The organism is Streptomyces sp. SAS_272 (assembly GCF_052543235.1).
This window is the reverse complement of sequence record NZ_JBMNDR010000004.1, coordinates 12837-25303: the sequence shown is the minus strand read 5'-3', so window position 1 is coordinate 25303 and position 12467 is coordinate 12837. Positions and strand designations below refer to the sequence as shown.

Annotated in this window: 11 protein-coding genes; all 11 read right to left on the bottom strand. The window is 69.1% G+C overall.

All coding sequences use genetic code 11. From position 1 onward, the window contains the following. Positions 1-2 precede the first annotated feature (2 nt). The 11 genes from nuoL to ACN6LD_RS04400 are packed head-to-tail and all read right to left on the bottom strand — an operon-like array spanning position 3 to position 12463. Positions 3-1916, bottom strand: coding sequence for an NADH-quinone oxidoreductase subunit L (nuoL, locus tag ACN6LD_RS04450; RefSeq protein WP_319189281.1), 1914 nt, complete (start codon positions 1914-1916; stop codon positions 3-5). A gap of 15 nt (positions 1917-1931) precedes the next feature. Continuing rightward, positions 1932-2231 (bottom strand): NADH-quinone oxidoreductase subunit NuoK, encoded by a 300-nt coding sequence (nuoK, locus tag ACN6LD_RS04445; protein WP_003974374.1) that lies wholly within the window; start codon positions 2229-2231, stop codon positions 1932-1934. After that, a complete protein-coding gene (locus ACN6LD_RS04440; RefSeq protein ID WP_319189282.1) occupies positions 2228-3082 on the bottom strand; it encodes an NADH-quinone oxidoreductase subunit J in 855 nt (284 codons plus the stop codon). Before ACN6LD_RS04440 ends, nuoK begins: the two co-directional genes overlap by 4 nt. Next, positions 3079-3720, bottom strand: coding sequence for an NADH-quinone oxidoreductase subunit NuoI (nuoI, locus tag ACN6LD_RS04435; RefSeq protein ID WP_319189283.1), 642 nt, complete (start codon positions 3718-3720; stop codon positions 3079-3081). Before nuoI ends, ACN6LD_RS04440 begins: the two co-directional genes overlap by 4 nt. Continuing rightward, on the bottom strand, positions 3713-5074 hold the full coding sequence (nuoH, locus tag ACN6LD_RS04430) for an NADH-quinone oxidoreductase subunit NuoH (RefSeq protein ID WP_319189285.1): 1362 nt from the start codon (positions 5072-5074) through the stop codon (positions 3713-3715). Before nuoH ends, nuoI begins: the two co-directional genes overlap by 8 nt. Further along, complete coding sequence (locus ACN6LD_RS04425; RefSeq protein ID WP_319189286.1) at positions 5071-7581, bottom strand: NADH-quinone oxidoreductase subunit G; 2511 nt, start codon at positions 7579-7581, stop codon at positions 5071-5073. The genes nuoH and ACN6LD_RS04425 overlap by 4 nt, the downstream gene beginning before the upstream one ends. Next, positions 7578-8930: an NADH-quinone oxidoreductase subunit NuoF gene (nuoF, locus tag ACN6LD_RS04420; protein ID WP_319189287.1), complete on the bottom strand. Its 1353-nt coding sequence runs from the start codon at positions 8928-8930 to the stop codon at positions 7578-7580. The genes ACN6LD_RS04425 and nuoF overlap by 4 nt, the downstream gene beginning before the upstream one ends. Beyond that, entirely contained in the window at positions 8927-9799 is an 873-nt protein-coding gene (nuoE, locus tag ACN6LD_RS04415; protein ID WP_319189288.1) for an NADH-quinone oxidoreductase subunit NuoE, read from the bottom strand. The genes nuoF and nuoE overlap by 4 nt, the downstream gene beginning before the upstream one ends. Continuing rightward, positions 9796-11133: an NADH-quinone oxidoreductase subunit D gene (locus ACN6LD_RS04410; RefSeq protein ID WP_107442502.1), complete on the bottom strand. Its 1338-nt coding sequence runs from the start codon at positions 11131-11133 to the stop codon at positions 9796-9798. The genes nuoE and ACN6LD_RS04410 overlap by 4 nt, the downstream gene beginning before the upstream one ends. Then, entirely contained in the window at positions 11130-11912 is a 783-nt protein-coding gene (locus ACN6LD_RS04405) for an NADH-quinone oxidoreductase subunit C (RefSeq protein WP_319189292.1), read from the bottom strand. The genes ACN6LD_RS04410 and ACN6LD_RS04405 overlap by 4 nt, the downstream gene beginning before the upstream one ends. Further along, the gene (locus ACN6LD_RS04400; protein WP_057584832.1) at positions 11909-12463 is read right to left on the bottom strand and encodes a NuoB/complex I 20 kDa subunit family protein; all 555 of its coding nucleotides are present in this window, start codon (positions 12461-12463) and stop codon (positions 11909-11911) included. Before ACN6LD_RS04400 ends, ACN6LD_RS04405 begins: the two co-directional genes overlap by 4 nt. Between the last annotated feature and the right edge of the window lie 4 nt (positions 12464-12467).

The following is a 12467-nucleotide window of genomic DNA, read 5'->3' as shown; positions in this document are numbered from 1 at the left end:
TATCAGACCGCCCTCATCAGCAGGGTCGCGGCGATGAGGACCGCCGCACCGCCGAACATCGAGACCGCGTACGACCGCGCGAAGCCGTTCTGCAGTCGGCGCAGTCGCCCGGAGAGGCCGCCGACCGAGGCCGCCGTGCCGTTGACGACTCCGTCGACCAGGGTGTGATCGACGTAGACCAGGGAGCGCGTGAGGTGCTCGCCGCCGCGGACCAGCACGACGTGGTTGAAGTCGTCCTGGAACAGGTCCCGCCGGGCGGCCCGGGTGAGCAGCGACCCGCGCGGGGCGACGACGGGGACAGGCCGGCGCCCGTACTGGGCGTAGGCGATCGCCACGCCGATCACCAGCACCACCATCGTGGCGAGAGTGACCGTGAGGGCGCTGACCGGCGAGTCGCCGTGGGAGTGGCCCGTGACGGGTTCCAGCCAGTGCAGGAAACGGTCACCGATGCTGAAGAACCCTCCGGCGAACACCGATCCGAAGGCCAGCACGATCATGGGGATCGTCATGGACCTCGGGGACTCGTGCGGGTGCGGCTCGTGGCCGTCCGCGTCGGGCTGCCAGCGCTTCTCACCGAAGAACGTCATCAGCATCACGCGTGTCATGTAGTACGCGGTGATGGCCGCGCCGAGCAGGGCGCAGCCGCCGAGGATCCAGCCCTCGGCGCCGCCCTTGGCGAACGCCGCCTCGATGATCTTGTCTTTGGAGAAGAACCCGGACAGCCCCGGGAAGCCGATGATCGCGAGATAACCGAGACCGAAGGTGACGAAGGTGACCGGCATGTACTTGCGCAGGCCGCCGTACTTGCGCATGTCGACCTCGTCGTTCATGCCGTGCATGACCGAGCCCGCGCCGAGGAACAGCCCGGCCTTGAAGAAGCCGTGCGTCACCAGGTGCATGATCGCGAAGACGTAGCCGATGGGACCGAGGCCCGCGGCCAGCACCATGTAGCCGATCTGGGACATCGTCGAGCCGGCCAGCGCCTTCTTGATGTCGTCCTTCGCGCAACCGACGATCGCACCGAACAGGAGCGTGACGGCCCCGACGACGGTGACGACGAGCTGCGCGTCGGGCGCGCCGTTGAAGACGGCGGCCGATCGGACGATCAGGTAGACGCCCGCGGTCACCATGGTCGCGGCGTGGATGAGGGCCGAGACGGGGGTCGGGCCCTCCATCGCGTCCCCGAGCCAGGACTGCAGCGGCACCTGGGCGGACTTGCCGCAGGCGGCGAGCAGGAGCATCAGGGCGATCGCGGTGAGCTTGCCCTCCGTCGCGTCACCGGCCATGCCGGGCTCGCCCTCCGTCCCGAGCAGCGGGCCGAACGCGAAGGTCCCGAAGGTGGTGAACATCAGCATGATGGCGATGGACAGACCCATGTCGCCGACGCGGTTGACCAGGAACGCCTTCTTCGCGGCGGTCGCGGCGCTGGGCTTGTGCTGCCAGAAGCCGATGAGCAGGTAGGACGCGAGACCGACGCCCTCCCAGCCGACGTACAGCAGCAGGTAGTTGTCGGCGAGGACGAGCAGCAGCATCGCCGCGAGGAACAGGTTGAGGTAGCCGAAGAAGCGGCGCCGCCGCTCGTCGTGCTCCATGTATCCGATCGAGTACAGGTGGATCAGTGAGCCGACGCCCGTGATCAGCAGCACGAACGTCATCGACAACTGGTCGAGACGGAAGGCGACGTCCGCCTGGAAGCCCTCGACCGGGATCCAGCTGAACAGGTGCTGAGTCAGTGTGCGGTCTTCGGCGTTCCTGCTCAGCAGGTCGCTGAAGAGGACGACGCCGAGCACGAAGGAGACGGCCGCGAGCAGCGTGCCGATCCAGTGGCCGACGGCGTCGAGCCGGCGACCGCCGACCAGAAGGACGGCCGCTCCGAGCAGGGGCGCCGCGATCAGCAGCGCAATCAGGTTGTCCACGATTCTTCCGACCCCTTACAGCTTCATCAGGCTGGCGTCGTCGACCGAGGCCGAGTGGCGGGAACGGAACAGCGACACGATGATCGCGAGTCCGACCACGACCTCCGCGGCGGCGACGACCATCGTGAAGAAGGCGATGATCTGCCCGTCGAGATTGCCGTGCATCCGGGAGAAGGCGACGAACGCGAGGTTGCAGGCGTTGAGCATGAGCTCGATGCACATGAAGACGACGATCGCGTTGCGCCTGATCAGCACGCCCGTGGCGCCGATCGTGAACAACAGGGCCGCGAGATAGAGGTAGTTGACGGGGTTCACTTCGACGCCTCCTCGGTCCGCCGGGAGTTCGGCCCCAGCCGGGGCGGCTCGACCGCGGCCCGCTCCAGGCGCTCCTCGGCGCGCTGCTCGAGGGCCTTGAGGTCGCTCAGCGCCTCGGCGGACACGTCCCTGATCTGGCCGCGCTCGCGCAGCGTGCTGCTGACCGTGAGCTCCGAGGGCGTGCCGTCGGGCAGCAGGCCCTGGACGTCCACCGCGTTGTGCCGCGCGTACACGCCGGGGGCGGGCAGCGGCGGAACGTGCTTGCCCTCACGGACACGCTGCTCGGCCAGCTCCCGCTGGGTCTTGGGCCGCTCGGTGCGCTCACGGTGGGTGAGCACCATGGCGCCCACGGCTGCCGTGATGAGCAGCGCGCCGGTGATCTCGAAGGCGAAGACGTACTTCGTGAAGATGAGGGCGGCGAGGCCCTCCACGTTGCCGTTCGCGTTCGCCTCGGTGAGACCGTTGAACTGAGTCAGGGAGGCGTTGCCGATGCCGGCGATCAGCAGCACGCCGAATCCGAGGCCGCACAGCAGGGCCAGCCAGCGCTGCCCCTTGATGGTCTCCTTCAGCGAGTCCGCCGCGGTGACGCCGACGAGCATCACCACGAAAAGGAAGAGCATCATGATCGCGCCGGTGTAGACCACGATCTGCACGATGCCGAGGAAGTAGGCGCCGTTGGCGAGGTAGAACACCGCCAGGACGATCATGGTGCCGGCGAGACAGAGCGCACTGTGCACGGCCTTCTTCATGAAGACGGTGCACAGGGCGCCGATCACCGCGACCGTGCCGAGCACCCAGAACTGGAAGGCCTCGCCGGTCGAGGTGGCGTAGGCGGCGAGCTGCGCGCTCATCGGCCGACCACCTCCTGCGACGCCGGCTCGCCCTCGCCGGACGTGGAGGCCGCTTCCTGCGGACCCTCGCCCTTGGAGACGGCCGTCTGGCGTTCCGTGCCGGGCGCGGCTTCCGTGACCAGACCCCGGTAGTAGTCCTGCTCGTCCGTGCCCGGGTAGATGGCGTGCGGCGAGTCGACCATGCCCTCGTCGAGACCGGCGAGCAGCTGCTCCTTGGTGAAGATCAGGTTGGCGCGGCTGGAGTCGGCCAGCTCGAACTCGTTGGTCATGGTCAACGCGCGCGTGGGACACGCCTCGATGCACAGACCGCACAGGATGCAGCGGGCGTAGTTGATCTGGTAGACGCGGCCGTAGCGCTCGCCCGGGGAGTAGCGCTCCTCGTCGGTGTTGTCCGCGCCCTCCACATAGATGGCGTCGGCGGGGCAGGCCCAGGCGCACAGTTCACAGCCGACGCACTTCTCCAGGCCGTCCGGATGACGGTTGAGCTGGTGCCGTCCGTGGAACCGGGGAGCGGTGGTCTTCTCCTGCTCCGGGTACTGCTCGGTCAGCCGCTTCTTGAACATGGCCTTGAAGGTCACGCCGAAGCCGGCCACGGGGTTCTGGAAACCGGGCTTGGTCTCCTTGGGCTCCTCAGCCATCGGACGCCTCCTTTCCATCCAGCGATCCGTCACTCACAGTGTCCACTCCACCACTGACAATGAGCTCCCGCTCCCGGCTCGGGCGGCGCCTCGGCACCGGCGGCAACTCCTGTCCCGGCAGCGGCGGCACGGGGAAGCCGCCCGCCATCGGGTCGAAGTCCGCCGGTTCGGCGGGGGCCTGGGCCTCCTTCCGCGCGTTGCGGAACATGTCCGCGACGAAGGAGAGCAACAGCAGGACCAGGACACCGCCGCACACGTAGAGGGCGATGTCGGTGAAGTCGTAGTTCTCGTTGCGCAGCGTCCGCACGGTCGCGACGAGCATCAGCCACGTCACCGACACCGGGATCAGGACCTTCCAGCCCAGCTTCATCAGCTGGTCGTACCGGACCCGGGGAAGCGTGCCGCGCAGCCAGATGAAGAAGAACAGCAGCAGCTGCACCTTGACGACGAACCAGAGCATCGGCCACCAGCCGTGGTTCGCGCCCTCCCAGAAACCGCTGATCGGCCACGGGGCGCGCCAGCCGCCGAGGAAGAGCGTGGTCGACACCGCGGAGACCGTCACCATGTTCACGTACTCGGCGAGCATGAACATCGCGAACTTGATCGACGAGTACTCGGTGTTGAAGCCGCCGACCAGGTCGCCCTCGGACTCCGGCATGTCGAAGGGGGCGCGGTTGGTCTCGCCGACCATCGTGATGATGTAGATGACGAAGGAGACCGGCAACAGGAGGATGTACCAGCGGTCGTGCTGCTGCTCGACGATCGTCGAGGTCGACATCGACCCCGAGTAGAGGAACACCGAGGCGAACGCCGCACCCATGGCGATCTCGTAGGAGATCATCTGCGCGCAGGACCGCAGCCCGCCCAGCAGCGGGTAGGTGGAGCCGGAGCTCCAGCCGGCCAGCACGATGCCGTAGATGCCGACGGAGGCGACCGCCAGGACGTAGAGCATCGCGATCGGCAGGTCGGTCAGCTGCATCGTGGTGCGCTGGCCGAAGATCGAGACCTCGTTGTCGGCCGGCCCGAAGGGAATCACCGCGATCGCCATGAAGGCCGGGATGGCCGCGACGATCGGCGCGAGGACGTACACCACCTTGTCCGCGCGTTTGACGACGAGGTCCTCCTTCAGCATCAGCTTGATGCCGTCGGCGAGGGACTGGAGCATGCCCCAGGGACCGTGCCGGTTGGGGCCGATGCGCAACTGCATCCAGGCGACGACCTTGCGCTCCCAGACGATGGAGAACAGCACGGTCACCATCAGGAAGGCGAAGCAGAAGACCGCCTTGACGACGACCAGCCACCACGGGTCGCGGCCGAACATCGAGAGGTCTTCAGCGGCGAAGTACGGGCTCATGCCTCCACCTCCTTGGGGGCGTCGGCGGTGAGCGTCGCCGGGCCGATGCGTACGAGGGAGCCGGGCGTGGCCCCGGAGTCGGAGGCGACGCCGCGGCCGGTGGAGTTCAGCGGGAGCCAGACGACCCGGTCGGGCATCTCGGTGATCTGGAGCGGCAGTGCGACCGTTCCGGCGGGCCCGGTGACGGCGAGCAGGTCGCCGTCCTTGACGCCGGCCTCGGCGGCCGTGGCGGCCGACACACGCGCGCGTGCCGCGTGCCGGGTCCCGGCGAGCGCCTCGTCGCCCTGCTGGAGGACGCCCTGGTCGAGCAGCAGTCGGTGCCCGGCGAGAACGGCCTCCCCGACGGCGGGGCGCGGCAACTGCGCGGCCGGCTCCGTGGGCTCGGAGGCGGCCGAGCCCTCCCAGGCCCCGAGCCGGTCGAGCTCCGCACGGGCGGTGCGCAGATCCGGCAGGCCGAGATGGACGTCCATGGCGTCGGCGAGCATCTGCAGCACGCGCGCGTCGGCGGGCGCCGCACGGCGGGTCATCTGGTCGGGCTTCAGTGCCGCCTCGAAGAAGCGGACCCGGCCCTCCCAGTTGAGGAAGGCGCCCGGCTTCTCGGCGACCGCGGCCACCGGGAGGACGACGTCGGCGCGCTCGGTGACCTCACCGGGCCGCAGCTCCAGCGACACCACGAAGCCGGCCTCGGCCAGCGCCTCACGCGCGCGTGCCGGATCGGGCAGGTCCGCGACCTCGACGCCCGCGACGAGCAGCGCCTGCAGTTCGCCGGAGGCGGCGGCCTCGACGATCTGCCCGGTGTCCCGGCCGTAGCGGTGCGGGAGTTCGGCAAGGCCCCAGGCCGCGGCGACCTCCTCACGCGCGCGGGGGTCGGTGGCCGGACGGCCGCCCGGCAGGAGCGACGGCAGGGCGCCCGCCTCGATCGCGCCCCGCTCCCCCGCCCGGCGCGGAATCCACACCAAGCGGGCGCCGGTCGCCGAGGCGGCCCGCGCCGCGGCGGTCAGTCCGCCCGCCACTGCCGCCAGCCGTTCACCGACGACGATCACCGCGCCTTCGGACCGCAACGCTTCCGCGGCCGTGGCCCCGGCGTCCGCGTCCGCCAGGCCGACGCCGCTCGCCAGCGCGTCCAGCCACTCCGTCTCCGTGCCCGGAGCGGCCGGCAGCAGTGTGCCGCCCGCCTTCTCCAGACCGCGTGTGACGTGCGTGGCCAGCGAGAACACCCGCTGACCGTGTTTGCGCCAGGCCTTGCGCAGCCGCAGAAAGACGCCGGGCGCCTCCTCCTCCGACTCGAACCCGACCAGCAGGACCGCGGGCGCCTTCTCCAGGGAGGAGTACGTGACGCCCGTGCCGTCGAGATCGCGACCGCGGCCGGCGACGCGGGCGGCCAGGAAGTCGGCCTCCTCGCTGCTGTGCACCCGCGCGCGGAAGTCGATGTCGTTCGTGCCGAGCGCCACGCGCGCGAACTTGCTGTAGGCGTAGGCGTCCTCGACGGTGAGACGGCCGCCCGTCAGTACGCCGGTCCTGCCGCGCGACGCCAGCAGACCCTGTGCCGCGATCTGCAGGGCCTCCGGCCAGGAGGCCGGTACGAGGTCCCCCTCGGCGTTGCGTACCAGAGGCGTGTCGAGCCGGTCCCGCTGCTGCGCGTACCGGAACGCGAAGCGCCCCTTGTCGCAGAGCCACTCCTCGTTGACCTCGGGGTCCTCGGCGGCCAGCCGCCGCATGACCTTGCCGCGCCGGTGATCGGTGCGGGTGGCGCAGCCGCCGGAGCAGTGCTCGCAGACCGACGGCGAGGACACCAGGTCGAAGGGCCGCGAGCGGAATCGGTACGCCGCCGAGGTCAGCGCGCCGACCGGGCAGATCTGGATGGTGTTGCCGGAGAAGTACGACTCGAAGGGGTCTCCCTCGCCGGTGCCCACCTGTTGCAGCGCCCCGCGCTCGATCAGCTCGATCATCGGGTCGCCCGCCACCTGGTTCGAGAACCGGGTGCAGCGGGCGCACAGCACACACCGCTCCCGGTCGAGGAGCACCTGGGTGGAGATCGGCACGGGCTTCTCGTAGGTCCGCTTGCGGCCCTCGAAGCGGGACTCGGCCTGGCCGTGCGACATGGCCTGGTTCTGCAGGGGGCACTCGCCGCCCTTGTCGCAGACCGGGCAGTCCAGCGGGTGGTTGATGAGGAGAAGCTCCATCACACCGTGCTGCGCCTTCTCGGCGACCGGCGAGGTGAGGTGCGTCTTCACGACCATGCCGTCCGTGCACGTGATCGTGCAGGACGCCATCGGCTTGCGCTGGCCCTCGACGTCGACGATGCACTGGCGGCAGGCGCCAGCAGGGTCGAGGAGGGGATGGTCGCAGAAGCGGGGGATCTCGATGCCGAGCTGCTCGGCGGCCCGGATGACCAGGGTGCCCTTGGGCACGCTGATCTCGGCGCCGTCGATCGTCAACGTCACGAGATCTTCCGGCGGGACCGCCGCCTCGCCGCCTCCGGAGGGAGCGCTGGTGGTCACCGTCATGCGTTCACCTCCGTGTGCTTGTCCGCCCACGCCGTCGACTTGGCCGGGTCGAAGGGGCAGCCGCGGCCCGTGATGTGCTGCTCGTACTCCTCGCGGAAGTACTTGAGCGAGGAGAAGATCGGCGATGCGGCGCCGTCGCCGAGGGCGCAGAAGGACTTGCCGTTGATGTTGTCGGCGATGTCGTTCAGCTTGTCGAGGTCGGACAGGGAGCCCTTGCCGGCCTCGATGTCGCGCAGCAGCTGCACGAGCCAGTACGTGCCTTCGCGGCACGGCGTGCACTTGCCGCAGGACTCGTGTGCGTAGAACTCGGTCCACCGGGTCACGGCACGCACCACGCAGGTCGTCTCGTCGAAGCACTGCAGGGCCTTGGTGCCGAGCATGGAACCCGCGGCGCCCACTCCCTCGTAGTCAAGGGGGACGTCGAGGTGCTCGTCGGTGAACATCGGTGTCGAGGAGCCGCCCGGCGTCCAGAACTTGAGCCGGTGCCCGGGTCGCATGCCGCCGCTCATCTCGAGGAGTTGGCGGAGCGTGATGCCGAGCGGGGCCTCGTACTGGCCGGGGCTGGAGACGTGGCCGCTGAGGGAGTAGAGCGTGAAGCCCGGGGACTTCTCGCTTCCCATCGACCTGAACCATTCCTTGCCTTTTTGCAGGATGGCGGGAACTGACGCGATCGACTCGACGTTATTCACCACAGTCGGGCACGCATAGAGGCCCGCGACCGCAGGAAAGGGGGGACGAAGCCGCGGTTGACCACGGCGGCCTTCGAGCGAGTCGAGCAGTGCGGTCTCCTCACCGCAGATGTACGCGCCGGCGCCGGCGTGCACGGTGAGCTGGAGGTCGAGCCCGCTGCCCATGACGTTCTCGCCGAGGTAGCCCGCCGCGTAGGCCTCGCGCACGGCCTCGTGCAACCGTCGCAGGACCGGGACGACTTCACCACGCAGATAGATGAAGGCATGAGACGACCTGATGGCGTAACACGCGATCACAATGCCCTCGATGAGGCTGTGCGGGTTCGCGAAGAGGAGCGGGATGTCCTTACAGGTCCCGGGCTCCGATTCGTCGGCGTTGACAACTAGATAGTGCGGCTTTCCATCCCCCTGGGGAATGAACTGCCATTTCATTCCCGTCGGGAATCCCGCGCCGCCTCGTCCGCGCAGACCGGAGTCCTTGACGAACGCGATCACTTCGTCCGGCGACATGGCGAGCGCCTTGCGCAGGCCCTCGTATCCCTCGTGCCTTCGGTAGACGTCCAGGCTCCATGACCTGTCCTCGTCCCAGAAGGCCGACAGCACGGGTGCGAGCAGCTTCTCGGGGCTGCTGCCTTTCAGCTCGGGTGCCAAGGTCATCACTCCCCCTCCTCGGCGGTAGGCCCTGCCGGGTGAGCCGGGTCGGAGGCCGACGTGTCCTGTGGCGCGTCATGCGAACTGAGGTGCTCGGTGGGCGACGGCTCGTGGACGGCCCGGTCCCGCGGCTCGTCGTGCGGCCCGCCGTCGCGCGGGTGGACCACGCGCGCGGGTGCGGTCTCTCCCTTTGCCAGGCGAAGACCCACCAGTGACGCCGGTCCCGCACTGCCGCTCGCCTCGACGGCCCCCTCCCGCTCGTCGGGGAAGCCCGCCAGGATGCGGGCGGTCTCCTTGAAGGAGCAGAGCGGCGCCCCGCGCGTCGGGGACACCGTGCCACCGCTTCGCAGGTCGTCCACCAGGCGCTTCGCGCTCTGGACGGTCTGGTTGTCGAAGAATTCCCAGTTGACCATCACGACCGGCGCGAAATCGCAGGCCGCGTTGCACTCGATGTGCTCCAGAGTGATCTTTCCGTCGTCGGTGGTCCCGCCGTTGCCGACACCCAGGTACTCCTGGAGCTCGTCGAAGATCGCGTCGCCGCCCATCACCGCGCACAGCGTGTTGGTGCAGACGCCCACCTGGTAGTCGCCGCTGGGCCGGCGCCGGTACATGGTGTAGAAGGTGGCCACCGCGGTGACCTCGGCGGTGGTGAGGTCCAGCACGTCGGCGCAGAAGCGCATCCCGGTGCGCGTGACGTGCCCCTCCTCCGACTGCACGAGGTGCAGCAACGGCAGGAGCGCGGACCGGGAGTCGGGGTAGCGGGCGATGATCTCGCGCGCGTCCGCCTCCAGCCGGGCTCGGACGTCGTCCGGGTAGGCGGGCGCGGGCAGTTCGGGCATGCCCAGGCTGACGCCACGCTCGGAAGAAGAGGTGGTCACCGGTCGACGCCTCCCATCACGGGGTCGATGGACGCGACGGCGACGATCACGTCGGCGACCTGGCCGCCCTCGCACATCGCCGCCATGGCTTGCAGGTTGGTGAAGGACGGGTCCCGGAAGTGGACCCGGTAGGGGCGGGTGCCTCCGTCGGAGACGGCGTGCACGCCGAGCTCGCCCTTGGGCGACTCGACCGCCGCGTACGCCTGGCCCGGCGGAACGCGGAAACCCTCGGTGACCAGCTTGAAGTGGTGGATCAGGGCTTCCATGGACGTGCCCATGATCTTCTTGATGTGGTCGAGGGAGTTGCCGAGACCGTCGGGGCCCAGGGCCAGCTGCGCCGGCCAGGCGATCTTCCGGTCGGCGACCATGACCGGACCGGGCTGCAGCCGGTCCAGGCACTGCTCGACGATCCTCAGCGACTGGCGCATCTCTTCCAGACGGATCAGGAAGCGGCCGTAGGAGTCGCAGGAGTCGGCGGTCGGGACGTCGAAGTCGTACGTCTCGTAGTCGCAGTACGGCTGGGTCTTGCGCAGGTCGTGCGGCAGGCCGGTGGAGCGCAGGATCGGTCCGGTGGCGCCGAGGGCCATGCAGCCGGCCAGGTCGAGGTAGCCGACGTCCTGCATGCGGGCCTTGAAGATGGGGTTCCCGGTGGCGAGCTTGTCGTACTCGGGGAGGTTCTTCTTCATCTTCTTCACGAACTCGCGGATCTGGTCCACCGCGCCGGGCGGCAGGTCCTGGGCGAGTCCGCCGGGGCGGATGTACGCGTGGTTCATCCGCAGGCCCGTGATGAGCTCGTAGATGTCGAGAATCATTTCACGATCACGGAATCCGTAGATCATGATCGTGGTGGCGCCGAGTTCCATGCCGCCCGTGGCGATGCACACCAGGTGCGACGACATCCGGTTCAGCTCCATCAGGAGCACCCGGATGATCTTGGCTCGCTCGGTGATCTGGTCCTCGATGCCGAGGAGCTTCTCGACGGCGAGACAGTAGGCGGTCTCGTTGAAGAAGGACGTCAGGTAGTCCATGCGCGTCACGAACGTGGTGCCCTGCGTCCACGTGCGGTACTCGAGGTTCTTCTCGATGCCGGTGTGGAGATAGCCGATGCCGCAGCGGGCCTCGGTGACGGTCTCGCCCTCGATCTCCAGGATGAGGCGGAGCACCCCGTGGGTGGAGGGGTGCTGGGGGCCCATGTTGACGACGATGCGCTCGTCGTCGGCACGGGCCGCGGACTGGACGACCTCGTCCCAGTCGCCACCGGTGACCGTGTAGACGGTGCCCTCTGTGGTCTCGCGCGCCGAGGCGGACGCGGCTGATGACTGCGTGCTGCTCACGAGTACGACCTCCGCTGGTCCGGAGCCGGGATCTGGGCGCCCTTGTACTCGACGGGGATGCCGCCGAGGGGATAGTCCTTGCGCTGCGGATGGCCCGGCCAGTCGTCCGGCATCATGATCCGCGTGAGGGCCGGGTGGCCGTCGAAGACGATCCCGAAGAAGTCGTAGGTCTCGCGCTCGTGCCAGTCATTGGTGGGATACACGGGGACCAGGGACGGGATGCGCGGATCGGCGTCCGGGGCGCTGACCTCCAGGCGGATCAGCCGGTTGTGGGTGATCGAGCGCAGGTGGTAGACGGCGTGCAGCTCGCGCCCCTTGTCGTGCGGGTAGTGCACACCGCTGACGCCGGTGCAGAGCTCGAAGCGCAGGGCGGGGTCGTCGCGCAGGGTGCGGGCGACGCGGAGCAGGTGCTCGCGCTCGATGTGGAAGGTGAGCTCGTCGCGGTCGACGACCGTCTTCTCGATCGCGTTGCCGGGAAGGAGGCCCTGCTCCTCCAGCGCGCCCTCCAGCTCGTCGGCGACCTCGTCGAACCAGCCGCCGTAGGGCCGGCTCGCCGCCCCCGGGAGCCGGATCGACCGGACCAGGCCGCCGTAACCGGAGGTGTCGCCGCCGTTGTCGGCGCCGAACATGCCGCGCTGGACGCGGACCTCCTCCCCGCCCTGGCCGCGCTGGCCGGGGAGGTTGGAGGCGGAGAGGTCCTTCTCGGGGTTCGCGCCCGAGGCGCCGTTCACCCCGTTCGAGGCGCCGTTCGCGCCCTGGGCGCCGTTCGCGTCGCTCACCGCAGCAGCCCCTTCATCTCGATCATGGGCAGGGCCTTCAGCGCCGCCTCCTCCGCCTCGCGGGCCGCCTCCTCGGCGTTCACGCCCAGCTTGGAGTTCTGGATCTTGTGATGGAGCTTGAGAATCGCGTCCATCAGCATCTCGGGCCGCGGCGGGCAGCCCGGAAGGTAGATGTCTACGGGCACGATGTGATCGACGCCCTGGACGATCGCGTAGTTGTTGAACATGCCGCCGGAGGACGCGCAGACGCCCATGGAGATGACCCACTTGGGAGCGGGCATCTGGTCGTAGACCTGGCGGAGCACCGGGGCCATCTTCTGGCTCACCCGGCCTGCGACGATCATCAGGTCGGCCTGGCGCGGCGAACCGCGGAACACCTCCATGCCGAAGCGCGCCAGGTCGTAGCGGCCGGCGCCGGTCGTCATCATCTCGATGGCGCAGCAGGCCAGACCGAACGTGGCGGGGAAGACGGACGCCTTGCGCACCCAGCCCGCGGCCTGCTCGACGGTGGTCAGCAGGAATCCGCTCGGCAGCTTTTCTTCGAGTCCCATGACT